23 protein-coding genes are annotated in these 24,213 nt (G+C 63.2%); 15 read left to right on the forward strand and 8 right to left on the reverse strand.

What is annotated here, in order from left to right; all coding sequences use genetic code 11:
* Positions 1-9: 9 nt before the first annotated feature.
* From nuoI to ispF, 11 genes are all read left to right on the forward strand, one after another.
* Positions 10-498: an NADH-quinone oxidoreductase subunit NuoI gene (nuoI, locus tag ASR47_RS25945; protein WP_065310660.1), complete on the forward strand. Its 489-nt coding sequence runs from the start codon at positions 10-12 to the stop codon at positions 496-498.
* A gap of 65 nt (positions 499-563) precedes the next feature.
* Positions 564-1,193, forward strand: coding sequence for an NADH-quinone oxidoreductase subunit J (locus ASR47_RS25950; RefSeq protein WP_065310661.1), 630 nt, complete (start codon positions 564-566; stop codon positions 1,191-1,193).
* Positions 1,190-1,498: an NADH-quinone oxidoreductase subunit NuoK gene (gene nuoK / locus ASR47_RS25955; protein WP_065310662.1), complete on the forward strand. Its 309-nt coding sequence runs from the start codon at positions 1,190-1,192 to the stop codon at positions 1,496-1,498. Before ASR47_RS25950 ends, nuoK begins: the two co-directional genes overlap by 4 nt.
* A 46-nt stretch (positions 1,499-1,544) precedes the next feature.
* Complete coding sequence (gene nuoL, locus ASR47_RS25960) at positions 1,545-3,647, forward strand: NADH-quinone oxidoreductase subunit L (protein WP_065310663.1); 2,103 nt, start codon at positions 1,545-1,547, stop codon at positions 3,645-3,647.
* A 29-nt stretch (positions 3,648-3,676) separates the two neighbouring features.
* Entirely contained in the window at positions 3,677-5,176 is a 1,500-nt protein-coding gene (locus tag ASR47_RS25965; RefSeq protein WP_065310664.1) for an NADH-quinone oxidoreductase subunit M, read from the forward strand.
* A gap of 17 nt (positions 5,177-5,193) precedes the next feature.
* Positions 5,194-6,696 carry an NADH-quinone oxidoreductase subunit NuoN gene (nuoN, locus tag ASR47_RS25970; RefSeq protein ID WP_065310665.1) on the forward strand — a complete coding sequence of 501 codons (1,503 nt, stop codon included), beginning with the start codon at positions 5,194-5,196 and terminating at the stop codon, positions 6,694-6,696.
* Positions 6,697-6,700: 4 nt separating this feature from the next.
* On the forward strand, positions 6,701-7,030 hold the full coding sequence (locus ASR47_RS25975; protein ID WP_065310666.1) for a DUF2818 family protein: 330 nt from the start codon (positions 6,701-6,703) through the stop codon (positions 7,028-7,030).
* Between the two features lie 56 nt (positions 7,031-7,086).
* The gene (locus tag ASR47_RS25980; RefSeq protein WP_065310667.1) at positions 7,087-7,644 is read left to right on the forward strand and encodes an NUDIX domain-containing protein; all 558 of its coding nucleotides are present in this window, start codon (positions 7,087-7,089) and stop codon (positions 7,642-7,644) included.
* Positions 7,645-7,663: 19 nt separating this feature from the next.
* A complete protein-coding gene (locus tag ASR47_RS25985) occupies positions 7,664-8,368 on the forward strand; it encodes a hypothetical protein (protein WP_065310668.1) in 705 nt (234 codons plus the stop codon).
* An 11-nt stretch (positions 8,369-8,379) separates the two neighbouring features.
* On the forward strand, positions 8,380-9,093 hold the full coding sequence (gene ispD / locus ASR47_RS25990) for a 2-C-methyl-D-erythritol 4-phosphate cytidylyltransferase (protein WP_065310669.1): 714 nt from the start codon (positions 8,380-8,382) through the stop codon (positions 9,091-9,093).
* Between the two features lie 13 nt (positions 9,094-9,106).
* Complete coding sequence (gene ispF, locus ASR47_RS25995) at positions 9,107-9,607, forward strand: 2-C-methyl-D-erythritol 2,4-cyclodiphosphate synthase (protein WP_065310670.1); 501 nt, start codon at positions 9,107-9,109, stop codon at positions 9,605-9,607.
* A gap of 7 nt (positions 9,608-9,614) precedes the next feature.
* Here the strand turns inward: ispF and ASR47_RS26000 are convergent, their stop codons facing one another.
* The 5 genes from ASR47_RS26000 to ASR47_RS26020 are packed head-to-tail and all read right to left on the reverse strand — an operon-like array spanning position 9,615 to position 17,424.
* The gene (locus ASR47_RS26000) at positions 9,615-11,006 is read right to left on the reverse strand and encodes a sensor histidine kinase (protein ID WP_245714470.1); all 1,392 of its coding nucleotides are present in this window, start codon (positions 11,004-11,006) and stop codon (positions 9,615-9,617) included.
* Positions 10,999-11,679, reverse strand: a complete 681-nt coding sequence (locus ASR47_RS26005; protein WP_065310671.1) for a winged helix-turn-helix domain-containing protein — start codon at positions 11,677-11,679, stop codon at positions 10,999-11,001. Before ASR47_RS26005 ends, ASR47_RS26000 begins: the two co-directional genes overlap by 8 nt.
* An 18-nt stretch (positions 11,680-11,697) precedes the next feature.
* The gene (locus tag ASR47_RS26010) at positions 11,698-13,125 is read right to left on the reverse strand and encodes an efflux transporter outer membrane subunit (RefSeq protein WP_065310672.1); all 1,428 of its coding nucleotides are present in this window, start codon (positions 13,123-13,125) and stop codon (positions 11,698-11,700) included.
* On the reverse strand, positions 13,122-16,262 hold the full coding sequence (locus ASR47_RS26015; RefSeq protein WP_065310673.1) for an efflux RND transporter permease subunit: 3,141 nt from the start codon (positions 16,260-16,262) through the stop codon (positions 13,122-13,124). The genes ASR47_RS26010 and ASR47_RS26015 overlap by 4 nt, the downstream gene beginning before the upstream one ends.
* A gap of 10 nt (positions 16,263-16,272) precedes the next feature.
* Positions 16,273-17,424 (reverse strand): efflux RND transporter periplasmic adaptor subunit, encoded by a 1,152-nt coding sequence (locus ASR47_RS26020; protein ID WP_065310674.1) that lies wholly within the window; start codon positions 17,422-17,424, stop codon positions 16,273-16,275.
* 198 nt (positions 17,425-17,622) lie between these two features.
* Here ASR47_RS26020 and ASR47_RS26025 point away from each other — a divergent pair, with 198 nt between their 5' ends.
* Both ASR47_RS26025 and ASR47_RS26030 read left to right on the forward strand, forming a co-directional pair.
* Entirely contained in the window at positions 17,623-18,792 is a 1,170-nt protein-coding gene (locus ASR47_RS26025; protein WP_065310746.1) for a PQQ-dependent sugar dehydrogenase, read from the forward strand.
* Between the two features lie 60 nt (positions 18,793-18,852).
* Positions 18,853-19,155 carry a hypothetical protein gene (locus ASR47_RS26030; RefSeq protein ID WP_065310675.1) on the forward strand — a complete coding sequence of 101 codons (303 nt, stop codon included), beginning with the start codon at positions 18,853-18,855 and terminating at the stop codon, positions 19,153-19,155.
* A gap of 5 nt (positions 19,156-19,160) precedes the next feature.
* Here the strand turns inward: ASR47_RS26030 and ASR47_RS26035 are convergent, their stop codons facing one another.
* Entirely contained in the window at positions 19,161-19,550 is a 390-nt protein-coding gene (locus ASR47_RS26035) for an MmcQ/YjbR family DNA-binding protein (protein ID WP_245714471.1), read from the reverse strand.
* Between the two features lie 456 nt (positions 19,551-20,006).
* On the opposite strand from ASR47_RS26035, the gene ASR47_RS26040 reads away from it, so the two are divergent.
* A complete protein-coding gene (locus tag ASR47_RS26040) occupies positions 20,007-20,678 on the forward strand; it encodes a CCXG family PEP-CTERM protein (protein ID WP_065310677.1) in 672 nt (223 codons plus the stop codon).
* A 139-nt stretch (positions 20,679-20,817) separates the two neighbouring features.
* The gene (locus ASR47_RS26045) at positions 20,818-21,786 is read left to right on the forward strand and encodes an IS1595-like element ISJsp4 family transposase (RefSeq protein WP_065310678.1); all 969 of its coding nucleotides are present in this window, start codon (positions 20,818-20,820) and stop codon (positions 21,784-21,786) included.
* Between the two features lie 22 nt (positions 21,787-21,808).
* Here the strand turns inward: ASR47_RS26045 and ASR47_RS26050 are convergent, their stop codons facing one another.
* Positions 21,809-22,789 carry an FHA domain-containing protein gene (locus tag ASR47_RS26050; RefSeq protein ID WP_065310679.1) on the reverse strand — a complete coding sequence of 327 codons (981 nt, stop codon included), beginning with the start codon at positions 22,787-22,789 and terminating at the stop codon, positions 21,809-21,811.
* Positions 22,786-24,186, reverse strand: a complete 1,401-nt coding sequence (locus ASR47_RS26055; RefSeq protein ID WP_065310680.1) for a S1 family peptidase — start codon at positions 24,184-24,186, stop codon at positions 22,786-22,788. The genes ASR47_RS26050 and ASR47_RS26055 overlap by 4 nt, the downstream gene beginning before the upstream one ends.
* Positions 24,187-24,213: the final 27 nt, after the last annotated feature.

Here is a 24,213-nt window from a genome sequence, read left to right on the forward strand (position 1 = left end):
TGCATACGAATGGATAAGGTAAAAGATTTTTTCAGCAGCCTCCTGTTAGGCGAGCTGATCAAGGGCATGGCGCTGACCGGCAAGTACATGTTTTCGCGCAAGATCACGGTGCAATTCCCGGAAGAGAAGACACCGATCTCGCCGCGCTTCCGTGGCTTGCACGCGCTGCGCCGCTACCCGAACGGCGAGGAACGTTGCATCGCCTGCAAACTGTGCGAAGCGGTTTGCCCGGCGATGGCCATCACGATCGAATCGGAGCAGCGTGACGACGGTTCGCGCCGTACTACGCGCTACGATATCGATTTGACCAAGTGCATCTTCTGCGGTTTCTGCGAAGAATCCTGCCCGGTCGATTCGATCGTTGAAACGCACGTGCTGGAATACCACGGCGAGAAACGCGGCGATTTGTACTACACGAAAGAGATGTTGCTGGCCGTGGGCGATCGTTACGAAAACGAAATCGCCGCCGCACGCGCCGCCGACGCACCTTATCGCTGATGGAGGCGCCGTAGCCCAGGGCTGCGGCGCACCCCTCGTTCATCTGTACGTCTATTGGGTTTTTTATGGACTTTAAAACAATTTTGTTTTACGCCTTTTCGCTGATCTTGATCCTGGCAGCGACGCGCGTCATCACGGCCCGTAATCCGGTCCACGCAGTGCTGTTCCTGGTACTGTCCTTCTTTTCCGCGGCAGGCATCTGGATGCTGCTGCAAGCTGAATTCCTGGCCATCGTGCTGGTGTTGGTGTATGTCGGCGCCGTGATGGTGCTGTTCCTGTTCGTGGTCATGATGCTCGATATCAATATCGACCGCATGCGCGAAGGCTTCTGGGGCTACCTGCCCTTGTCGGTGACGGTGGGCGTGATCATCGTGCTGGAAATGGCGGCCGTGCTGTGGCATGGTTTCCGCAACTTTTCGCCGAGCATCGCACCGGCCAACATCAACCTGGGCGGCACCAAGGAATTGGGCCTGCTGATCTACACCGAGTATGTATTTGCCTTCGAGATCGCCGCCGTGGTGCTGCTGGTGGCCATCGTTGCCGCGGTTGCCTTGACCTTGCGCAAGCGCAAGGACACCAAGCATTTTGCTCCGGGCGACGCCGTACGTGTCAAGCGTAACGACCGCCTGAAGATCATCAAGATGGATCCGGTCGTCGAGCGTCCTGCGGCACCGGAAGTTAAGGAGACACCATGACACTGACGCTCACACACTTTCTGGTCCTGGGCGCGATCCTGTTCGCAATCTCGATCGTCGGTATTTTCCTGAACCGCAAGAACATCATCGTATTGCTGATGGCAATCGAATTGATGCTGCTGGCGGTGAACATGAATTTCATCGCGTTTTCCCATTTCCTGGGTGACGCGGCCGGTCAGATCTTCGTTTTCTTCATCCTGACGGTTGCCGCCGCTGAGTCGGCTATCGGTCTGGCTATTCTGGTGGTGATGTTCCGTAATCTGGATACCATCAACGTCGAAGACCTGGACAGCCTCAAAGGCTGATGTTTTTCAGACTCGATCTCTCGAATAATAACGATTAAGGTTCATCATGGCGGGGCAACTCCTCAACCCTAACCTCCTTCTTGCCGTACCGCTGGCGCCGCTGGCCGGTGCCGCGATTGCAGGTTTGCTTGGCACCCAGTTCCTGGGTAATTTGGTCGGTCGCAAGACGTCGCATACCGCGACGATCCTGGGCGTACTGATCGCTTTCATCCTGTCCGTGCAGACGCTGCTGGCAGTGATGGATGGCGCGACATTCAATGGCACGATCTACAACTGGATGACGATCGGCACCCTGAAGATGGAAGTGGGCTTCCAGATCGACTCGCTGTCGGCGATGATGATGTGCGTGGTCACCTTTGTCTCGCTGATGGTGCACATCTACACGATCGGCTACATGAAGGACGACGAAGGCTACAACCGCTTCTTCGCCTACATCTCGCTGTTCACGTTCTCGATGCTGATGCTGGTGATGGCCAACAACTTCCTGCAGCTGTTCTTCGGTTGGGAAGCCGTGGGCCTGGTCTCTTACCTCTTGATCGGTTTCTGGTACCAGCGTCCGACCGCCATCGTGGCCAACATGAAGGCCTTCCTGGTCAACCGCGTGGGCGACTTCGGCTTTATCCTGGGCATCGGCCTGCTGCTGGCTAACGCCCACACCATGAACTACCAGGAAGTGTTCGCGCAGAAAGATGCGTTGGCACAGATGACCATGCTTGGTAGCGACTGGCCGCTGCTGACGGTTGCCTGCATCTGCCTGTTTATCGGCGCGATGGGCAAATCGGCGCAGTTCCCGCTGCACGTGTGGCTGCCTGACTCGATGGAAGGTCCTACCCCGATCTCGGCACTGATCCACGCCGCGACGATGGTGACGGCCGGCATCTTCATGGTCTCGCGCATGTCGCCGCTGTTCGAACTGTCCGACACGGCCTTGTCCTTCATCCTGGTGATCGGTTCGATCACGGCGCTGTTCATGGGTTTCCTGGGCATGATCCAGAACGACATCAAGCGCGTGGTTGCTTACTCGACCCTGTCGCAGCTGGGCTACATGACGGTCGCGCTCGGTTCGTCGGCCTACTCGGTGGCCGTGTTCCACCTGATGACGCACGCATTCTTCAAGGCACTGCTGTTCCTGGGCGCCGGTTCGGTCATCATCGGCATGCACCACGACCAGGATATCCGCAACATGGGTGGCCTGCGCAAATACATGCCGATCACCTGGATCACCTCGCTGGTCGGTTCGCTGGCCCTGATCGGCACGCCGCTGTTCTCCGGTTTCTACTCGAAAGACAGCATTATCGAAGCGGTCGAAGCGACCCATATCTGGGGCGCGGGCTTTGCCCAGTTCGCCGTACTGGCTGGCGTGTTCGTCACCGCCTTCTACTCGTTCCGCATGTATTTCCTGGTCTTCCACGGCAAGGAACGTTTCGGCCAGGCGCATGCCCACGGCCATGACGATCATCACGCGCCAAAAGCGGCGCATGGCGCCCACGGCGACGCGCATGACGATCACCATGAAGAAGCAGAGGAAGACGACCATGGCCACCACGGCCTGGCGCCTGGCCAGAAACCGCATGAATCGCCATTCGTGGTCTGGTTCCCGCTGGTGATGCTGGCGATTCCTTCGCTGCTGATCGGTTATTTCACCATCGGCCCGATGCTGCATGGCGACTTCTTCAAGGGCGTGATCTTCGTCGGCGAAAACCATCCAGCGATGGAAGAGTTGTCGCACGAGTTCCACGGTGCGATGGCGATGGCGATCCACGGCCTGTCGACGGCGCCGTTCTGGCTGGCACTGTCCGGTGTTGTTGCCGCTTACTACTGCTATATGGTCAATCCGCGCGTACCGGCCTGGTTCTTCGCCAAGTTCCACGCGATCCATACCCTGCTGGACAACAAGTACTACATGGACAAGTTCAATGAAGTCGTGTTTGCCGGCGGCGCCCGTCTGTTGGGCAATGGCCTGTGGAACTTCGGTGACAAGAAGCTCATCGACGGTCTGCTGGTCAATGGCAGCGCCAAGCTGGTGGGCTGGATCTCGTCGCTGTCGCGCGGTTTGCAGACGGGTTACATCTACCACTACGCGTTCGTGATGATCCTCGGCGTGCTGGCCGCCCTGATCTATTTCCTGCCATTCTGGCCCGCTAAGTAAGCTGACCTGATAAAAGAATACTGAGAACCATGATGCAGTCTACGATTTCTACACTACCTCCCTACCTGAGTCTGTCGATCTGGGTGCCGATCATCTGCGGCGTCCTGGTCCTGGCTCTCGGCCGTGACAGCAAAGCGGGTTTTACCCGCTGGCTGTCGCTGGCTGGCGCGGTGCTCAGCATGCTGTGCACCTTGCCGCTGATCCAGCATTTCGACAATGCCGCGCACGGCATGCAGTTCGTTGAAAAAGCACCGTGGATCGAGACCTTCAATATCTGGTACTCGCTCGGCATCGACGGCCTGTCGCTGTGGTTCGTGCCGCTGACCGCCTTCATCACGGTGATCGTGGTGATCTCGGCCTGGCAGGTGATCGAGAAGCGCATCGCCCAGTACATGGGTGCCTTCCTGATCCTGTCGGGCCTGATGATCGGCGTGTTCTGCGCGATGGACGGCCTGCTGTTCTACTTCTTCTTTGAAGCGACCCTGATCCCGATGTACATCATCATCGGTATCTGGGGTGGTTCGAACCGCGTGTACGCCTCGTTCAAGTTCTTCCTGTACACCTTCTTCGGTTCGCTGCTGACCCTGGTCGCCATCATCTACCTGCGTTCTAAAACCGGTAGCTTCGACATCCTCGAATGGCATGCCTTCAAGCTGTCGATGCGCGAACAGATCTTTATCTTCATCGCCTTCCTGATGGCGTTTGCCGTCAAGGTGCCGATGTTCCCGGTCCACACCTGGCTGCCGGACGTCCACGTCGAAGCGCCTACCGGTGGTTCGGCCGTGCTGGCCGCCATCATGCTGAAACTGGGCGCCTACGGCTTCCTGCGTTTTTCGCTGCCGATCACGCCGGACGCCAGCCACTACCTGTCGGGCTTCATGATCGCGCTGTCGCTGATCGCCGTGATCTACGTCGGCCTGGTCGCCCTGGTGCAGACCGACATGAAAAAACTGGTCGCCTACTCGTCGATCGCCCACATGGGTTTCGTCACCCTGGGCTTTTTCATGTTCAACGACATCTCGGTGCAGGGCGGCATCGTGCAGATGGTGTCGCACGGCTTTATCTCGGGCGCCATGTTCCTGTGCATCGGCGTGCTGTATGACCGCATGCATACCCGTAACATCGCCGACTACGGTGGGGTGGTGAACCGCATGCCGAAATTTGCCGCCTTCTTCGTGCTGTTCTCGATGGCCAACTGCGGCTTGCCGGCGACCTCCGGCTTCGTCGGCGAGTTCATGGTGATCCTGGGCGCGGTGCAGTTCAATTTCTGGATCGGTCTGCTGGCTGCAACGGCACTGATCTGGGGCGCGGCGTACTCGCTGTGGATGGCCAAGCGCGTGGTGTTCGGCAAGATCAAGAACAAGCATGTGGCAGAACTGACCGATATCAACAAACGTGAATTCTTCATGCTTGCTGTGCTGGCTATCGCCGTGCTTGTGATGGGTCTGTATCCAGCCCCGTTCACCGACACGATGCAAACGTCGGTGACGGACCTGCTCAAGCATGTCGCCACCAGCAAGTTGCCTTAAATACGAAGATCCATAACATGACTAATGCACCTAACCTGGTCCCGCTGTACGCGGAGATCTTTCTGCTGATCGCCACGTCGGCGATCCTGCTGATCGATATGTTCTTGCCTGCGGCGAAGCGTTCGATCACCTATGCGCTGTCGCTGCTGACCCTGGCCGGCTGCACCTTGCTGACCGTGGGCGACTTCACCGCCGGCACCACCGTCTACACGTTCCACAATATGTTCGTGTCGGACCCGATGTCGAACTTGCTGAAACTGTTCTCGTATGGCGCCGTCGCCATGACCCTGATCTACTCGCGCAGCTATGCCACCGACCGCACCATGCTGTCCGGTAACCTGGGCGGCGAGTTTTATGTGCTGGCCCTGTTCGCACTGCTGGGCCAGATGATCATGATCTCGGCCAACAGCTTCCTGATCATCTATCTGGGTCTGGAACTGATGTCGCTGTCGCTGTACGCCCTGATCGCGCTGCGCCGCGACAACGCCAAGGCGACCGAAGCGGCGATGAAATACTTCATCCTCGGCGCTTTGGCCTCCGGCTTCATGTTGTACGGTATCTCGATGCTGTACGGCGCGACCGGCTCGCTGGACCTGGGCGTGGTACGCGCCGCGCTGGAGTCGGGCAAAGCCAACGGCACCATCATGGTGTTCGGCCTGGTGTTCCTGGTTGCCGGCCTGGCTTTCAAACTGGGCGTGGTGCCATTCCACATGTGGGTGCCCGACGTCTATCAGGGTTCGCCGACGGCCGTGACGTTGCTGCTGGGCGCGGCGCCAAAACTGGCCGCGTTCGCCATCTGCCTGCGCCTGCTGGCCGAAGGCCTGCTGCCAATGGCACGCGACTGGCAGCAAATGCTGATGATCCTGGCCGTGATGTCGCTGGCCATCGGTAACTTCACGGCGATTGCGCAGACCAACCTGAAGCGCATGCTGGCGTACTCGACCATCGCACAGATGGGCTTCGTGCTGCTGGGCCTGATGTCGGGTACCTTCACCGATGCGACCGGCGTGCTCAACGCCACCGGCGCGGCCACCGCCTACGGCGCGGCCATGTACTACGTCGTCACCTATGTGTTCACCACGCTCGGTACCTTCGGCGTGATCATGCTGCTGGCCCGCCATGGCTTCGAAGCGGAAGAACTGGCCGACTTCAAGGGCCTGGGCAAACGCAGCCCGATCTTCGCACTGGTGATGACCCTGTTCATGTTCTCGCTGGCCGGCGTGCCACCGCTGATGGGCTTCATGGCCAAGTACTCGGTACTGGCCGCCGTGCTGGGCACGGGCCAGATCTGGCTGACCATCGTTGCCGTGCTGTTCTCGCTGATCGGCGCCTTCTACTACCTGCGCGTCGTGAAGATGATGTGGTTCGACGAGCCGACCGACAGCCACGCGCTGGTGGTGCATGGCGACATGCGCATCGTGCTGGCCGCCAACGGCGCCATGGTACTGGTCCTGGGCGTGCTGCCACAGAGCATCCTGGCTGCCTGCGCCACGGCGATTTCCAAAACGCTGGTATCGTAAGCGCATGGACGCCACGGTATCGAGCTGGCTGGTGATCGCCATGGGCATCCTGGCGGCCAACCTGCCGTTCTTTAACGACAAGCTGTTTGCCGCCGTGCCCTTGAAAAAGAGCGCGGCGCCAGCGGACGGCAAGGGCTGGCGCAAGCCGCTGGCGCTGCGCCTGCTGGAGATGGTGGTGTTGTACTTCATCGTCGGCGGCGTGGCCTTCATGCTCGAAGCGCGCCTCGGTAATGCTTTCCCGCAAACCTGGGAGTTTTATGCCATTACCGGATGCTTGTTTCTGGTCCTGGCATTTCCGGGATTCGTGGCACGCTACCTGCGCAAACGCCGCTAAACACCACTGCAAAAGCGGCGCCTCAGGCGCCGTTTTTTATTGAATAAGGACTACGCATGGACACGCATCTGCTTGAAACCAAAGTCGACGGCGAGACCGTTTTTACGGGCGGCTTCCTGCAAGTGCGGCGCGACCGCGTCAGCCTGCCTGATGGCAAGATCACCAGCCGCGAATACATCCTGCACCCGGGCGCGGTGGTGATCCTGCCGCTGCTCGACGACGGCACGGTGCTGATGGAGCGCCAGTTCCGCTATCCGCTGAACCAGGTCTTTATTGAATTTCCCGCCGGTAAAATCGATGCGGGCGAAGCGCACCTGGCCTGCGCCCAGCGCGAACTGCTGGAAGAGACCGGCTATACGGCCAGCGACTGGCAATTTGTGTCCACCATCCACAACGCCATCGCCTATTCGGACGAGCACCTGGAACTGTTCCTGGCGCGCGGCCTGGTGGCCGGCGAACGCCAGCTTGACGAAGGCGAATTCCTGGAGACCTTCACGGCCACCGTGCCGCAATTGCTGGACTGGGTGCGCGACGGCACGATTACCGACGTGAAAACCGTGATCGGCATCTTCTGGCTCGACAAAATCACCAGCGGCGCCTGGCAGCCGGCCTGAGCGCAGGAGCAAGTTTCGCATGCGCGCCGCCGTCTGCCTGATCCTGGCGCTGGCTTCGGCCAGCGGCAGTGCGTTGGCGCAAACGCGTACGCCATTCCAGGTGCGCTGCGAAGACACCATCAGCAAGACGGTCTCGGTGCTGACGGCGCAGCAGAATGGTTATTCCATCGACACCCATCTGCCGTACCGCGCGCTGACGGCCATGAAGGGCGTGGCGCGCAGCAATGCCTTCGTGCTCGGGCTGACCAGGACCGATTCGCAAGTGAAGATCGCGCTGGCCGGCCCGATGCTGTTCGATCCGGTCAGCGGCTACGAATGCGTGGCGCCGCAGATCGGCGTGAGCCTGACCTACGCGCCCGTGATCATCTATATCGGCCGTGAATTTCCGCCCGGTACCTGCGCGTATGATGAGATACTCAAGCATGAACTGCGGCACATGAAAACCTATATGGACCATCTGCCGCGCGTGGAAAGCACCGTGCGCGCGGCGCTGGCCAAACGCTTCGAGGCGCGCCCCCTGTATGCGCCGCGCGGCACGGCCAAGGCGGCGCTGGCGCGCGAAATCGACACCGGCTGGCTGCCCTATATCAAGGCGGAAATGCGCAAGGTGGAAACCCTGCAGGCCGCCATCGATTCGCCGCAGGAATATGCGCGCCTGGGCAAGGCCTGCAACGGCGAAATCCAGACTATCCTGGCCGGCAAGGCTGCGCCGGCCGGCAAATGACGAAAGCAACAATGAACGGACAAGAACATACGGCCCGCCATATTGCGCTGATCCCCGCCGCCGGCGTGGGCGCGCGCATGGCAGCAAACAGCCCCAAGCAATACCTGCACATCGCCGGCAAACCAATGCTGCGCCACGCGCTCGACGCCTTTCTGGCCAGCCCGCTGATCGCCCACACCTATGTGGTGGTCAGCCCCGATGACGGCTGGATCGACGGCGTGATCCCCGAGCACGGCGTGACGGTGCTGCGCTGCGGCGGCGCGACCCGCATGGAGAGCATTTTGAACGGCCTGCACGCGCTGCAGGACGTGCTGCAGGGCGTGGATCAGATACTGGTGCACGACGCGGCGCGGCCCGGTCTCACGCCTGCCTTGATCGCCAAGCTGATCGCGGAAGTGGGCCAGCACCCGGCCGGCGGCCTGCTGGGCTTGCCGGTGGTCGATACCGTCAAGCGGGCAGGGCAGGGCAATGTGTCGGCCGCTACGGTGCCGCGCGACGGCCTGTGGCTGGCGCAGACGCCGCAGATGTTTTCCTATGCGCTGCTGCGCCGCGCCTTGTCCGAAGCGCGCGATCCGGCCGCCATTACCGACGACGCCTCGGCCATCGAAGCGCTGGGCCTGTCGCCGAAACTGGTCGAGGGCCATCCGCGCAACCTGAAAGTGACCCTGCCGCGCGATATACAGACGGCAGAGATGTACCTCGCCCACCCCGATTTCGTCTCCTGAACAGAAAGACCGCATGACCACCACCACTCCCGTTTTACCGTTCCGCATCGGCCAGGGCTATGACTGCCACGCACTGGTGGAACACCGCGACCTGATCATCGGCGGCGTGAAGATTCCGCACCACCTGGGCCTGCTGGGCCACTCCGACGCCGACGTGCTGCTGCACGCGATCACCGACGCCATCTTCGGCGCGGCCGCCTTGGGCGATATCGGCCGCCATTTCCCCGATACCGATGTGCGCTTCAAAGGCGCCGACTCGCGCACCCTGCTGCGCGAAGCCGTCTCGCGCGTCAAGGCCGCCGGTTATGTGATCGGCAATATCGACGCCACCATCATCGCCCAGCGTCCGAAAATGGCGCCCCATATCGGCGCCATGTGCGCCAACGTGGCGGCAGACCTGGGCGTGACGGTGGGCCAGGTCAATATCAAGGCCAAGACCAATGAAAAACTGGGCTACCTGGGGCGCGAGGAAGGGATTGCGGCCGAGGCGGTGGCGCTGCTGCTGAAAGCCTGATCGCGCATCACGTCGTCTGGCGCGGCACCGCCAGGCATAGCACTACCCGCAATCCCGGCTCGTTGTCTTCGAGGCGCAAAATGCCGCCATGCAGGCGCGCCACGGCCGATACCAGCGCCAGGCCCAGGCCGACACCCGGCGTGCCGCGGCTGGTGTCGCTGCGATAAAAACGTTCGACCACGCGCGCGCGTTCGCCTTCGGGCACGCCGGGGCCGTTGTCGGCCACCGTCAGTTCGATATCGAGTTCGCTGGCGCGGCGTGCGCCGATGGCGATATGGCCGTGGGCCGGTGCGTATTTCAAGGCGTTTTCCACCAGGTTGCCCAGCGCTTGCGCCAGCAGCAGCGGGTCGCCCACGGTGTGCAGCATGCCCTGCGGCAAGAACGTCAGGCTGACGTCGTTCAGTTCGGCCACCGGCAGGTAAAACTCCGTCACTTCGGCCGCCAGTTTCGCCAGGTCGACTGGCACGAAGCCGCCGCGGCGCGTGCCGCTGTCGATTTCGGCCAGGCGCAGCAGGGCGTTGAAGATCGCCATCACGCGGTCGACGTCGTTGATGGCAGCCTCGATTTCGGCGTAAGTGTCGGCTTCCGGTGGGCGCGTGACCGACAATTCTTCCAGCCGTGCGCGCAACTCCGACAGCGGCGTGCGCAGGTCGTGGGCGATGGCGTTCGACACGTCCTGCACGCTGTGCACCAGGTGCTCGATCTGGTCCAGCATGCCGTTCACCGTGTGGGTCAGCCTTTCCAGTTCGTCGCCCTGGCGCGGCGTGGGCAGGCGCTGCGTCAGCTTGCCGGCAATGATGGCGGCGGTGGTCTGGCTGATGCTGTCGACCTTGCGCAGCAGCACGCGGCGGATCAAGAGGGCGCCCAGCACCGCCACCAGCAGCACGGCGCAAGCGCAGCCGAGCAAGCCGCGCACGAACAGTTTTTCCAGTTTTTCAAAGCGATTGAGGTTGCTGGCCAGCAGCAGCCGGTAGCCGCCCGGCAGCACCGTGTGGATCAGTTCGACGCGGCGTTCGATGCCATCGACCAGGATGGTGGCCGCGCAGGGGCTGGTGTGGTTCGGTGCGCCGGTGGGCCAGGCGTCGAGGTTGCCGGCCAGCTTGACGCCATTGGGTGCCATGAACAGCATCAGCCGGCCCACGCCCTGGTAGGTGCCGCTGGTCTGCGCTTCGATGGCCACCGACAGGGCGCCGGGGCCATTGCTGGCAAACAGTTTCGACAGGCGCTCGGTATCGGTTTGCAGCAACTCCGTGCGCACCTCTTCCACATTGGTTTTCCAGGTGTACCACAGCGGGCCGGCAAACATGGCCAGCACCAGCAGGCTGACGGCCACGTAGCCGGTGGCGATGGTGCGCGCCGAAAAGGCCGGCACCCGCAACAGCGGCAGCGGTTCAGGCATGGTCGCTCAGCATGTAGCCGGCGCTGCGCACCGTGCGCAGCAGCTGGGTGGGAAAGCCGGCGTCGATCTTCTGGCGCAGCTTGCTGATATGCACGTCGATCACATTGGTCTGCGGATCGAAATGGTAGTCCCAGACATTTTCCAGCAGCATGGTGCGCGTAACGATCTGGTTGGCGTGGCGCAGCAGGTATTCCAGCAGCTTGAATTCGCGCGGCTGCAGAGTCAGCTGCTTGCCGTCGCGCATCACCTTGTGCGTCAGCAGGTCGATCGACAGGCCGCCCAGGGCCAGGCTGGTCTCGACGCTTTTTTCTTGCGAGCGGCGCAGCAGGGCGTCCAGTCTCGCCAGCAGCTCGCCAAACGCAAACGGCTTGATCAGGTAATCGTCGCCGCCGCTTTTCAGGCCGCGGATGCGCTCGTCGACGCCGTCGAGGGCGCTGAGGATCAGGATCGGCACCCGGTTGCCGCTCTTGCGCAGGGTTTCCACGATGGCCAGGCCGTCGATGCCGCCCGGCAGCATGCGGTCCATGATGATGGCGTCGTAGGCGGCGCTGACGGCATGGTACATGCCGTCGCGGCCGTTGTCGGCATGGTCGACCGTGTGGCCGGCCTCGCCCAGTCCCTTGATGACAAAGCGCGATACGCGCTCATTGTCTTCCACTAATAATAATTTCACTGCCAGCCTCGTCTCGATTCAGGTCGCGCCATGTTCGCGCCAGCCGCCACCGAGCGCACGGTACAGTTCCAGCAGGCTGTTCCAGCGGTTCAGGCGCGCCGTGACCAGGGCGATTTGCGCATTGTACAGGTCGGTCTTTGCGTTCAGCACGCTCAGGTAATCGTCGACGCCGTTGTCGTAGCGCAGCTCGGCCAGCGCCAGGCGGCGCTGCTGGGTGTCGCTGTAGGCCTGCCGCGCCGCCAGTTCCGCTTCATACGTGCCGCGCGCTGCCAGGCCGTCGGCCACCTCGCGAAACGCCATTTGCACGCTTTTTTGATATTGCGCCACGCCGATATCTTTTCCTATGCGGGCCGCGTCCAGGTTGGCCTGCTTGGCGCCGCCGTCGAACAGCGGCAATAACAGTTGCGGCGCAAACGACCAGGCGCCCGAGCCGGCGCTGAACAAGTTGCCCAGGCTGGAGCTGGCGCTGCCGGCCGTGGCCGTGAGCGAAATACGCGGAAAGAAGGCGGCGCGCGCCACGTTGACGCGGGCGTTTTCGGCGCGCAGCAGCGCTTCGGCCTGCTGTACGTCGGGCCGGCGCAGCAGCAAGTCCGACGGCAGGCCGGCCGGAATATCGGCCATCAGGGCCAGGTCGCGCAGCGGCACGGGAGCGGCCAGGTCGGCCGGCAACGGCTGGCCCAGCAGCAGCACCAGCGCGTTTTTTGCCTGCGCCTGCTGGCGTGTCAACGCCGCCTGGTTGGCCTGCGCCTGCTGCACCACGCCTTGCGCCAGGGTGGCGTCCAGTTCGGAACCCGTACCCGTGTCGAAGCGCAATTTGGCGATGCGGTCCGATTCGCGCGCCGCCGCCTCGGTAGCGTTGCTGACCGCCAGCTGTTCGCCGAACGCCAGCATGGCCAGATACTGCTCGCTGACCTGGGCGACGAGCACGATCTGCGCCGCCTGGCGTGCGTGGCCGGTGGCCAGGTATTGCTCGCGCGCCACGTCGTCGAGCGCATTCAGCCGGCCAAAGAAATCGAGCTCCCACGAGGCCGACAGGCCCGCGCTGCGGTTGTAGCTGACGCCATGGTTGCGGTTCGCGTCATCGGTGCTGGAAGCGTTGTTCTTGCTGTTGCTGCCGGCGACGGCCACGCCGACTTGCGGCACGGTGGCGGCCTGCTGCAGTTGCAATTGGGCGCGCGCCTGTTCGACGCGCAGCATGGCCACGCGCAGGTCGCGGTTGTTGTCGAGCGCCAGGCGCACCAGGCGGCGCAGGCTGGCGTCGCCCAGAAACCCGGCCCAGCCGGTGTCGAACGCCGACACCGCATGGTCCGTTTTTTCCACCGCATAGGCGGGGCCGGCGGGGTAGGCGGCGGGCGCCGCCTCAGGGCGCTGATACGGTTCGTTCAGTGCGCAGCCGGCCAGTGCCAGGGCGCTGGCGGCGGCGAACAGGGTCTTCATATAAATCATCGGTGCGCTCCTTCGACAGCGGCGGTGGGCAGCGCGGCAGGCTGTTTCGCCTTGCCCGCCACCAGCACGTAAAACAGCGGGATCATATAGGTGGCCAGGAACGTGGCGCTCAGCATGCCGCCGATCACGCCGATGCCCAGCGCCTTCTGGCTGGCCGCGCCGGCGCCGGACGCCAGCGCCAGTGGCAATACGCCCAGCACGAACGCCATCGAGGTCATGATGATGGGACGCAGCCGCAGCTTGGCCGCCTCCATGGCGGCCCCCAGGGGCGTTGCGCCATGCTGCTGCAGCTCGCGTGCAAACTCGACGATCAGAATGGCGTTCTTGGCCGACAGGCCGATGGTGGTCAAGAGCCCCACCTGGAAGTACACATCGTTGGACATGCCGAACAGGCTGGCCGCGGCTAGCGCCCCCAGCACGCCGATCGGCACCACCAGGATCACCGACACCGGCACCGACCAGCTTTCATACAGCGCCGCCAGGCTCAAAAACACCACCAGGATCGACAAGGCGTACAGCAGCGGCGCCTGGGCACCGGCTTTCGACTCCTGCAGGGAGATGCCGCTCCATTCGTAGCCGATGCCTTGCGGCAGTTGCTGCGCCAGCCGTTCCATGGCGGCCATGGCCTGGCCCGTGCTCTTGCCGGCGGCCGGCTTGCCGAGGATCTCGGCCGATTCCACGCCGTTGTAGCGCTGCATGGCGGGCGAACCCCAGGCCCATTCGGCCGCGGCAAAGGCCGAAAAAGGCACCATGTCGCCCTGTTTGTTACGCACGTGCAGCAGCTTGATATCGTCCGGATTCATGCGGAACGGGGCGTCGGCCTGCACATAGACGCGCTTGATGCGGTTGTCGGTATCAAAGAAGTTATTGATGTATTTCGAGCCCCAGGCGGTGGAAAAGGTCTGGTCCACTTCGCTCAGCGACACGCCCAGCGCGGCCGCCTTTTCATGGTCGATATTGATCTTGTAGGTCGGGTTGTCGGCCTGGCCGGTAAAACGCACCTGCATCAGGTCCGGGTCCTGGCGGGCCAGCTCCAGCAGCTGGTCGCGCGCCTTGGCCAGCGCCGCGTGACCCAGGTTGCCGCGGTCCTGCAGCTGGAACGAAAAGCCCGAGGCGGAACCGAGGCCACGGATCGGCGGCGGCTCGATCGGCGTGATCAGCGCGCCCTGATAGGAGCCATAACGGGCGGCAATGCGCGCACCGAGGGCCGAGACGGCCAGCTTGGCGTCCTTGCGCTCGCCCCAGGGTTTGAGGCGCACGAACAGCCGGCCCAGGTTCTGGCCGCGGCCGCTGGAATTGGCGCCGTTGATGATCATGGTGGCGTCGACCATCGCCGCTTCGTCCTTCAGCAAATACGCGCTGATATCGTCAAGCACGGCGCCGGTGCGCTCCAGCGTGCTGCCGGCCGGGGTTTGCACCTGCACGAACATATAGCCCTGGTCTTCGTTGGGCAAAAAGCCGCCCGGCAGGCGCATGAACAGCCACAGCACCAGGGCGATCAGCGCGCCATACACCAGCAGCCAGCGGCCTTTATTGCGCACGATGCCGGCCACCCCACCCAGATAGCCGTCGCGGCGCGCATCGAAGGCACGGTTGAACCAGCCAAAAAAACCTTTTTTGTCGGCGTGTCCCGGGTCGGGGCGCTTCAAGACCATCGCGCACAGCGCCGGCGTCAAGGTCAGCGCGACAAACACCGACAGCAGCATCGAGGCCACCACCGTCAGCGAAAACTCGCGGTAGATGGCGCCCACCGTGCCGCTGGAAAACGCCACCGGCACGAACACGGCGCACAGCACCAGCGCCACGCCAATCAGCGCGCTGCTGATCTGGCCCATGGCTTTTTGTGTCGCTTCGAATGGCGCCAGGCCGTCCTCGTGCATCACGCGCTCGACGTTTTCCACCACCACGATGGCGTCATCGACCAGCAGGCCAATCGCCAGCACCAGGCCGAACATCGACAGGGTATTGATGGTAAAACCCATGGCCGACATCACGCCAAAGGTGCCCAGCAGCACCACCGGCACGGTGATCGACGGGATCAGGGTGGCGCGCACGTTCTGCAGGAACAAATACATCACGAGAAACACCAGAATGATGCCTTCGATCAGGGTTTTCACCACTTCATGGATCGACACTTCGATAAACGGCGTCACATCGTTCGGATATACCACCCGCAAGCCGTGCGGAAAATACGGCGCCAGTTCGATCAGGCGCGCGCGAACGGCCTCGGCCGTCGCCAGCGCATTGGCGCCCGGCGCCAGCTGGATGCCCAGGCCCGACGCGCTCTTGCCGTTGTAGCGCACGTCGACGTTGTAGTTTTCAGGCCCGAGCGCAATGCGCGCCACATCGGCCAGGCGCACCCGTGCGCCGTCGGGCAGCACTTTCAACAGGATGCGGCCGAACTGCTCGGGCGTGCGCAGCAGGGTCGCTTGCGTGATGGTGGCGCTCAGCATCTGGCCCGGCACGGACGGCGAACCACCGAGCTGGCCGCCGGAAATTTGCACGTTCTGCGTCTGGATCGCCTGGTTGACGTCCAGCGGTGTCAGCGCGTAACTCGTCAGTTTCACGGGGTCGAGCCAGACGCGCATCGCGTATTGCGTGCCGAACAGATTCATGCTGCCGACGCCCGGAATGCGGCTCAAAGGGTCCTGGATATTTGAGGCCACGTAGTTCGAGATGTCGAACTTGCTCATGCTGTTGTCGTCCGACACAAAGCCGGCCACCATCAGGAAGTCGCTGGTCGACTTCGTCACGCGCAGGCCCGACTGCTGCACTTCGGCCGGCAGGCGCGAGGTCGCCGATTGCAATTTGTTCTGCACCTGCACCTGCGCGATGTCCGGGTCGGTGCCCGGCGCGAACGTCAATGTGGTGGTCGACTGGCCCGTGTCGTCGCTGCTCGACGACATGTACAGCAGGTTGTCGATCGCGCTCATCTGCTGTTCGATGACCTGGATCACCGTGTTCTGCAGGGTTTCGGCCGAGGCGCCGGGGAAGGTGGCGGCGATCTGCACCACCGGCGGCGAGACGGGCGGGAACTGCTCGACCGGCAGCTTGAAGACGGCGATGCCGCCGGCCAGCATGATGATCAGCGACAGGACGATGGCAAAGATGGGGCGGCGGATAAAGAAATGCGACATGCGGCCGTCCTCAATTCTGCGCCACGGCGGGCGCCGCAGCTTGACTCAGCACCTTGACGGCGCTGCCGGGCTTGAGCTTCTGGATGCCGCTGACGATCACGCGCTCGCCATCTTTCAAGCCGCTTTCCACCAGCCACTGGCCGCGCAAGAGGGTCGTGGCGACCACCGTGCGCTGCTGCGCCTTGCCGGCGGCGTCGACCAGCATCACGGTCGCCTCGCCTTGCGGGTTGCGCGTGATGGCCGGCGCCGGCACCAGCATGGCATGTTCGCGCACGCCCTGTTTCACCTCGGCGCGCACGAACATGCCGGGCAGCAGCAAGTGTCTGGGATTCGGGAAACGCGCGCGCAGGGTGACCGAACCGGTGGCCTGGTTGACTGTTACGCCGGCAAACTCCAGCGTGCCCTGCTCGGCATAGCTGCGGCCGTCTTCCAGTTTCAAGGTCACGCTGGCCTGCTCCCTGCCGCCACTTTTGAGGCTGCCCTCGGCCAGCTGGCGTCGCAATGCCAGGCCTTCGGCGCTGGACTGCTGCAGGTCGACATACATCGGGTCGATCTGCTGCACCGTGGTCAGCAAGGTGGCCGCGCCGCCCTGCACGTAGGCCCCTTGCGTTACCTGCGACACGCTGGAACGCCCGGCGATCGGCGCCGTCACATTGGTGTAGGCCAGGTTGATGCCGGCGCTGGTCACGGCCGCTTTCGCGGCGGCGACGTCGGCGGCCGCCTGCAACTGCGCCGCCAGCGCGTTGTCGTAGGCCTGCTTGCTGACGGCGTTGCCCTTGATCAGCACCTGGTAGCGTTCCAGCTGCGCATTGTTGCTGACCAGGTTGGCCTGCGTGCGCTGCAACTGCGCCTCGGCGCTGGCCAAGGTGGCGCGGTAGGGCGCGGCGTCGATCCGGTACAGCGCCTGGCCGGCGCGCACGTCGGCGCCTTCCGTAAAGCTGCGTTTCAACACCACGCCATCGACCCGGGCGCGCACTTCGGCGATCAGAAACGGCGCGGTGCGCCCCGGCAATTCGACGCTGAGCGGGACGGCGCCATGGCGCACCGTCAGCACGGATACTTCCGGTGTGGCGCTGGCGGCCGGCTTGGGTGCGGGGCTGCAGGCGGCCAGGGCCAGCAGGCAAAGTGGAGCGTAAGGATACAGGCGGGACAGGGCAGGCATGGGGCGGTTTCCAGTAAGGCGGGCGCGGTGGATTGTTGCGGTGCACTATGCCAGCGTGCCGCTTACGCCAGCCTTTGCGGAACATTAAATTTTTTTAATGTTGTGCCAAGCTGGCGCTGACATCCTTGTTTTTGCGATAAACATGCATACTTGTCACAGCATTGCCTTCTACCCATGCCCTTATTCCTGGAGAACACCATGTCCCATTTTCGTTCCGTTCGCGCCACGGCGATTGCCGCCGCCATGCTGGCCCTGAGCTTGCCCGCCCACGCCGAACTGGCGGCCAGCGGCGAGCCGCCGGCCGCGAAACAGGCTTGGCGTGCCGTCACGGTGGCCGAAGGCGTGCGCCAGCCCTGGGGCATGGCCTGGCTCGGCGACGGCCGCGCGCTGGTCACCAGCAAACAGGGCACGCTGCATATCCTGAACGGCCAGACATTCGACGAGGTGGCCCTGGACGGCATGCCGAAAATCTTTACAGGCGGGCAGGGCGGCCTGCTCGATATTGCGCTGCATCCGTCGGATGCCAATAAAGCGAATCCACGCGTCTACATGACGGTGTCGACCGGTACCAGCGAGGCCAACCGCACGACCCTGGTCCAGGGCGTGTTCGACGGCCAGAAAGTGGCCGGCATCAAGACCTTGTTCCAGGTCTCGACCGACAAGAGCGGCGGCCAGCATTTCGGCTCGCGGCTGCTGTGGCTGCCGGACGGTACCTTGCTGATGAGCGTGGCCGACGGCGGCAATCCGCCGCTGCGCATAGGCGACCGGCTGGCGCGCGAGCAGGCGCAAAACCCGGCCACCCACCTGGGAGCTATACTGCGCCTGACCGACGAAGGCAAGCCGGCGCCCGGCAATCCGCTGGCGGCCAAGGGCGCCTTGCCGGAAATCTGGTCGATGGGGCACCGCAATATCCAGGGCCTGGCGCGCGACCCGGTGTCGGGCCGCATCTGGGCCACCGAACACGGCCCATACGGTGGCGACGAACTGAACCTGGTGGTGGCCGGCGGCAACTACGGCTGGCCGCTGCAAAGCTATGGCGCCGACTATAAAACTCATGCACCGGTGGGCAAGCACGCGGTGGCCGGCATGATCAACCCGAGCGTGGCCTGGGTGCCGTCGCCGGCGCCATCGGGCCTGGCCGTGTATTCGGGCGACAAGATTCCCGCCTGGCGCGGCAGCGTCTTCAGCGGTGGCCTGGCGGCCAGGGATATCCGCCGCGTGGCGGTCGACGCCGCTGGCCAGGTGACGGGGCAGGATCGCCTGGCCATCGGCGAGCGCGTGCGTGACGTAAAGCAGGGGCCGGACGGCTACCTGTATGCGCTGACGGACGAGAGCAACGGCAAGCTGCTGCGCATCGTCGCGCAATAATTGCCTGCGGCGCCGCCGCCTGCTTTAAGATGGCGCCTTTGTTCAAGACAAGGTGGCGCCATGGCCCGTGATACCTATGCATACCGGCATGTTGCCGTCGAATCGCGCGAGATTGGCGGCGCGGTGGAAATTCGTCCCGTGCCGGGCCAGGCGTTCTCGCCCGGGCTGGCTGTGCAATGCTCGCGCCGGCTGGCGGACGTGGAGCGCTACCCGCTGGGCAGCCGTTTTTTACTGTTTGCCAAATTGACCGACCGCCTCGGCGGCACGCCGTATCTGTATGCCTGGCATGGCGACGCCGACGTGCCGATGACGCCGGCCGACGTCAAAAAATTCCTCGGCGAATTCCGGCGCGGACGTATCTGAACCGGTCAGGAACCGGCCGAGATGGTTTTCGCCAGGTCGCTCGGCGCCTTGCGCCGCCAGGCCGCCGTCAGGGCCGCCGCCAGCATGTCCAGTTCGGCATCCGCCAGGCGCACCGTAATGCCGGCCAGCCGTTCGCCCCACAGCAGTTTTTCGCAGCCGGTAGGCGAGATGACGGTGGCGATATGCGCCGCTTCCGCATCGAGCAGCACATTGATGTGCTCATCGTCGGGCAAGGTGGCGAAGATCTTGCCGCCAACGCGAAAAGCGGGGCGGTCATGGTGCTCTTCCTCGGTGGTATCGGGAAATGACAATGCCAGATAGCGTAGTTCTTCCAGGTCGACCATTTCCTCTTTCTCCCTCGTCGGACAGACAATCATGTCAGTGCATTTTGCCATGTTGCTACGCCGCGTGGGGCAGGCATGCACGAAAAGAACGGCGCGCGACGCGACACTTTACGGACGGGCTGTGGCGTTTTCGCGACACCCTGGCCGCCGCCACGGCGGCCGGCCACCGTCGTGCAAGCCGCATGTTTCCACGTTTCACTGCAACGAGAGGATTGCAATAATATTATCTTTGATGGCAAAAAGAAAAATTCTTTGCTTTTGAGAATTTTCAGCTAAAATAGCGTCATTGTCTTGCCTGACCCGTCTACCGTTTTGATCCTGTTCCGGAAACCCGACCCTTTTCCTGGACACTTGTGGCGCAATCGCGCTGCCGCAAGTCCGCCACCCGCGCGGGGTTCATGCCACCGGCCGTTCATCCCTGCTGCAGTTTGCAGCGCACCGCCGACACGCCTCAATGCAGCGTGAATTCAGCTGAAGCGCTCCCATGCCTTTATCACTGGATCCATCATGAAAAACTTGCCTAAATTTGCCTTGTCCCTGATCGCTGTCGCGGCTTTTGCCCACGCGAACGCCAGCACCGTCACCGTCTCGACCGGCTACTCCACTGCCGGCGCGCAAAAAAATGCCGATGCCTACAAGGCCGTGGTCGACGCCGCCGTCGCCCGGCCCGGCGTGGGCTATGGCAGCAAGACCGTTGCCAGTTATAACAGCCTCGACAGCAGCAGCCTGTTCGGCAGTTCGACCAACATCGCGTTTCGTTCGACCATCGATTTCGGCGTGACCGCTGCCCAGGCCGGCAGCTGGAGCTTTCGCACCGGCGTCGACTTCTCGCAAGGCGGCGCGCTGTTCCTGGACGGCGTGGCGCTCGATGTCGGCGCCAATGACATGTGGTGGAACGGCAATTACAACAACAGCAATGGCTTCCTGAGCGGCGGCAGCATCGTGGCAGCGGGCAACCACACCTTGAGCATCTATGGCCTGGAAAGCTGCTGCGACGGCTACCAGCAAGCCCAGTTCAAGGCTGGCAACAGCAGCTTCGCCAGCTTCAGCTCCACCGATGGCCTGGCCTCGGTCTCGCCGGTGCCGCAACCGTCGACCTACGCCATGCTGCTGGTCGGCCTGGGCTTGCTGGCCTTTACCGGCCGGAGCAGCGCGGAGCCGGTCAAGTTCCAGGCATAAGCGGCCAGACGACAAAAAACCCCGCTGGCGCGGCACCGCGCCAGCGGGGTTTTTCATGGCTATGTCAGCGAAAACGGTGGGAACGCGCCGCAGTTGCTGAGGTCTAACTGATCAGGTATTGCCTTTCAAGGAGCCGATCATGGACACCGCCCAGTGGCAGGCCTTCGCCAGGCAATTTCCGCAACTGTCGCATCGCCAGCGCCTTGCCAGCGGCGATCTATTGCACACCAGCGCGCCACAGGCTGCGGCCGTCATCCTGATCGAGCAAACAGCCCTGGCACAATTGCATTGCCCTGCTTGTGGCGCGACACGATTCCACCGGCATGGCCAGGCCCACGGCCTGCAGCGCTATCGCTGCGTGCCTTGCCGCAAAACTTTCAACGCGTTGACAGGTACGCCGCTGGCGCATCTGCACCACAAGGAACGCTGGCTAGCCTATGCCGATTGCCTGCTCAACTCGTTTTCGGTGCGCAAGGCCGCCGCGCAAGTGACTATTCATCGCAACACCAGCTTTCGCTGGCGCCATCGGTTTCTGGCGCTGGCCAAGACTGACCGGCCACGCTGCCTGCACGGCATCACCGAGGCCGACGAAATGTATATTCTTGAATCGCAAAAAGGTTCAAGACACATGACGCGGCCGGCACGCCAGCGCGGTGGCCGCGCCAGCCAGCGTGGCATTTCCAACGAGCAGGTGTGCGTGCTGGTGGCGCGCGACCGCACTGGCCAAACCGTCGATTTCGTCACCGGCATGGGCCAGCTGACCAAGGCCACACTGCACGCCTGCCTGCCGCCGGTGATCGACCGTGACATTTTATTGGTCAGCGATGGCCATCCGGCCTATCCCGCTTTTGCCAGGGAGATTGGCATCGAACATGCAGCGGTCAACTTGCGGGCCGGCATCCGCGTGCGCGGCACGGTGCATGTGCAGAATGTCAACGCCTATCACAGCCGGCTGCGTGGCTGGCTGCGTGCGTTTCATGGCGTGGCCACGCGCTACCTGCCCAACTACCTGGGCTGGCGCTGGATACTCGACGCCAGGAGAATATTGTCCCCCGAAAGCTTGCTCAGGGCCACTTTGGGGACGTTCCCACATTTGATGGTGACATAGCCTTTTTCATTGCGCGGCCGCTTTATTCACCGTCTTCTTCGCTGTCTTCATCGCCGCCGCCGCCCTTGCCGCGTTCGGCATCGACGCCTTTTTGCAGCGCCTGCGCGTCCTTGAACAGGGCGTCGGTCGTGTGGTCCGGGCTGATACGCAGCACCGGCGGATACAGCACCGGCATATACAGTTCGTCCGACAGGCGGCCATTGAGCTGCAGGTTGCTCAGAAGAATCAATGTCGAGCCGATGATGGCCAGCACCGCGCCCACCAGCGCGTAGCGGCGCGGGTGCTGCGGCCTGATGGTCCACAGGTGGAAGAAGATCATGGCGCAGACGATGACGATGAACATATGGCGTCCATAGCGCGTCAGCGACTCGAGCGACAGCGCATAGGCGGCCATGCTGCTGGCCAGTTCCCATACCTCCATCGCCACCAGGCCACAGCCGATGATGAACAGATGGCGGCCAAAGCGGGCCGTCTGGCCGAACAGCCGGTTGGCCACGGCCCAGATCGCGGCCCACACCAGGCCGCCGCCCATCGCATAGGCGATGATCATCAGATACGAAATCGGTTCGAAATTTTCCGCGTCGCCCAGCCAGTTGGAGAACGCGGCCGAGACGGCGATCATGGCCAGCCCCGCCACGGCCGGGCGCAAGCCCTCCCAGCCATGCATGGTGGTGTCGCTGCGTTCGGGCGCGACCGGCTGGTCGGCGCCGCGCACGCGCAGCCGGGTATGGCCCAGGCGCACCACGGTGTGGCCTTGCAGCGGCAAGGTCGGATGGCGCTTGCCCTGGTGGATCACGCCGTTATGGCTGCCCAGGTCGCGCAGCAGCAGGCCCCCCGCGCCGTCGTCCTCGACGATGGCGTGTTCGGGCGCCGTATGCGCGTCGTCCAGGATAAAATCGTTGTCGTAGCCGCGGCCGATGCGGATCGGCAAGGACTCCACGCGCTGGCGCTGCTGCACTTCGCCATTGTCGGCCAGGATCTCGATGTAATAGGGCGCTCTCATGGCGTGCCCGTCGCTTTGGTCGATGGTGTGCGCGTCAGCGCTTCGAGAAAGGTGCGCGTCACGCGCAGGCCGTTGGCGTAGGACACGCCGCGCGCATCGAGCCGGCTTTGCAGGTTCATCAGTGGCTCATCGGTACTGGCGGCCAGCAGGGCAAAATCATACAGGCCGGGAAATTTGCGGTAGGCGCGTACACACAGCACGGCGCGCAGTGGCAGGCTGGCGTTCCTGACGAACTGTTCGGTGCAGTGCGGCCCCGTCAGGTGGGCACTTTTGTAGCTGCCGAAGCTTTCGTTCTTGAACGAGGTGCTGGCCAGCTCGGCAAAGCGCAGCGCGCCCAGTTCGCTGCTGCGCAGAAATTCGTGGCGCATCGACACCTGTCCCGTTTGCAGGGCGCCGGAAATGAAGATCGCCGATTCCATGGCGCAGCTGGTGTTGTCGATGGTATAGGGCTTGTCGGCTTTCACATTTGAGCGGCCCCAGCAGCGCATCTGTTCCGATTCGCGCACCGGCACCCGGTACGGGCCCATGGCTTTCAGGCTCAATGGGGTTGCCAGCAAACGCGCCAGCATGGCGTCCTGATGCGCCAGCAGTTGCGCCGTGATCACCGCCTTGAAGTCTTTCGGCGGTTTGGCCAGGCGCGATGCCTGCTCCAGCAACTGCTGGGCATAGCGGGCCGGCACCAGGAAGCTGACCAGTTCGCCATCGAGGCGTTTCGACACATTGATGCCGGCCACGTCGCCGCTGGCCGTCACGCTGGGCCCGCCGCTCATGCCGGAATTGATCGGCCCCGTAAACATCAGCTGGTCGTAAAAGCTGCGCGTCACCACGCCGTTGTAGGCGCCTTCGGAAATGGCAAATCCCAGGTCCAGCGGATTGCCCATCGAATACAGATACTGGCCCTGGGTCAGGGTCGCCAGTTGCGCCGGCATCTGGAAAAAGCCCGTGCCATGGCGGTTGACACGTATCACGGCCAGGTCGTGCAGCACGTCAACCGCCAGCAACTCCACATTGCCGCGCTGGCCGGCCGTGTCCACCCATTCGCCGACATAGGTGTCGGGGTCGAGCGCGAATTGCGACACCACATGGTAATTGGTGACCACCAGGTCGCCGGTGCCGATCAGGAAGCCCGAGCCGACCGACGATTGCGTGCGGCCGTTCTTCAGCAGCACGCGCACTTGCAGGATGTCGGCGCGCGCCGCCGTGTACAGCTTTTGCGCGGCCGAGGAGGGGGGTGGCAAGGCGGCGTGTTCGGTTGCGGCTGGCGCTGCCGTGGCAGCAGGCGGCTTGGCGGGTGCGATGGGGGCGGTGGCGGCAAGGGGTGCGGGCGCCGGGGCGGCGTGCGTGCCGGCGGCGGCAGAAATGCCGGCCAGCAACAAGGCAATATTAAATAATTTCATGCATCCTTGGGGCGTGAGGAAAGCGGT

Source organism: Janthinobacterium psychrotolerans (assembly GCF_001677885.1).
Classification (GTDB): Bacteria; Pseudomonadota; Gammaproteobacteria; order Burkholderiales; family Burkholderiaceae_D; genus Janthinobacterium; species Janthinobacterium psychrotolerans.

Excerpts from the sequence above, each read along its gene's own strand:
- ASR47_RS26015 (WP_065310673.1), bottom strand. The coding sequence starts at position 16,262 with ATGTCGCATTTCTTTATCCGCCGCCCCATCTTTGCCATCGTCCTGTCG.
- ispD (WP_065310669.1), top strand. The coding sequence starts at position 8,380 with ATGAACGGACAAGAACATACGGCCCGCCATATTGCGCTGATCCCCGCC.
- ASR47_RS25985 (WP_065310668.1), top strand. The coding sequence starts at position 7,664 with ATGCGCGCCGCCGTCTGCCTGATCCTGGCGCTGGCTTCGGCCAGCGGC.
- ASR47_RS25980 (WP_065310667.1), top strand. The coding sequence starts at position 7,087 with ATGGACACGCATCTGCTTGAAACCAAAGTCGACGGCGAGACCGTTTTT.
- ASR47_RS26010 (WP_065310672.1), bottom strand. The coding sequence starts at position 13,125 with ATGATTTATATGAAGACCCTGTTCGCCGCCGCCAGCGCCCTGGCACTG.
- ASR47_RS26035 (WP_245714471.1), bottom strand. The coding sequence starts at position 19,550 with ATGGCAAAATGCACTGACATGATTGTCTGTCCGACGAGGGAGAAAGAG.
- ASR47_RS26040 (WP_065310677.1), top strand. The coding sequence starts at position 20,007 with ATGAAAAACTTGCCTAAATTTGCCTTGTCCCTGATCGCTGTCGCGGCT.
- ASR47_RS25975 (WP_065310666.1), top strand. The coding sequence starts at position 6,701 with ATGGACGCCACGGTATCGAGCTGGCTGGTGATCGCCATGGGCATCCTG.
- nuoL (WP_065310663.1), top strand. The coding sequence starts at position 1,545 with ATGGCGGGGCAACTCCTCAACCCTAACCTCCTTCTTGCCGTACCGCTG.
- ispF (WP_065310670.1), top strand. The coding sequence starts at position 9,107 with ATGACCACCACCACTCCCGTTTTACCGTTCCGCATCGGCCAGGGCTAT.
- ASR47_RS26045 (WP_065310678.1), top strand. The coding sequence starts at position 20,818 with ATGGACACCGCCCAGTGGCAGGCCTTCGCCAGGCAATTTCCGCAACTG.
- ASR47_RS26050 (WP_065310679.1), bottom strand. The coding sequence starts at position 22,789 with ATGAGAGCGCCCTATTACATCGAGATCCTGGCCGACAATGGCGAAGTG.
- nuoN (WP_065310665.1), top strand. The coding sequence starts at position 5,194 with ATGACTAATGCACCTAACCTGGTCCCGCTGTACGCGGAGATCTTTCTG.
- ASR47_RS25950 (WP_065310661.1), top strand. The coding sequence starts at position 564 with ATGGACTTTAAAACAATTTTGTTTTACGCCTTTTCGCTGATCTTGATC.
- ASR47_RS25965 (WP_065310664.1), top strand. The coding sequence starts at position 3,677 with ATGATGCAGTCTACGATTTCTACACTACCTCCCTACCTGAGTCTGTCG.
- ASR47_RS26030 (WP_065310675.1), top strand. The coding sequence starts at position 18,853 with ATGGCCCGTGATACCTATGCATACCGGCATGTTGCCGTCGAATCGCGC.
- ASR47_RS26055 (WP_065310680.1), bottom strand. The coding sequence starts at position 24,186 with ATGAAATTATTTAATATTGCCTTGTTGCTGGCCGGCATTTCTGCCGCC.
- ASR47_RS26000 (WP_245714470.1), bottom strand. The coding sequence starts at position 11,006 with ATGCCTGAACCGCTGCCGCTGTTGCGGGTGCCGGCCTTTTCGGCGCGC.
- nuoK (WP_065310662.1), top strand. The coding sequence starts at position 1,190 with ATGACACTGACGCTCACACACTTTCTGGTCCTGGGCGCGATCCTGTTC.
- ASR47_RS26025 (WP_065310746.1), top strand. The coding sequence starts at position 17,623 with ATGTCCCATTTTCGTTCCGTTCGCGCCACGGCGATTGCCGCCGCCATG.
- nuoI (WP_065310660.1), top strand. The coding sequence starts at position 10 with ATGGATAAGGTAAAAGATTTTTTCAGCAGCCTCCTGTTAGGCGAGCTG.
- ASR47_RS26020 (WP_065310674.1), bottom strand. The coding sequence starts at position 17,424 with ATGCCTGCCCTGTCCCGCCTGTATCCTTACGCTCCACTTTGCCTGCTG.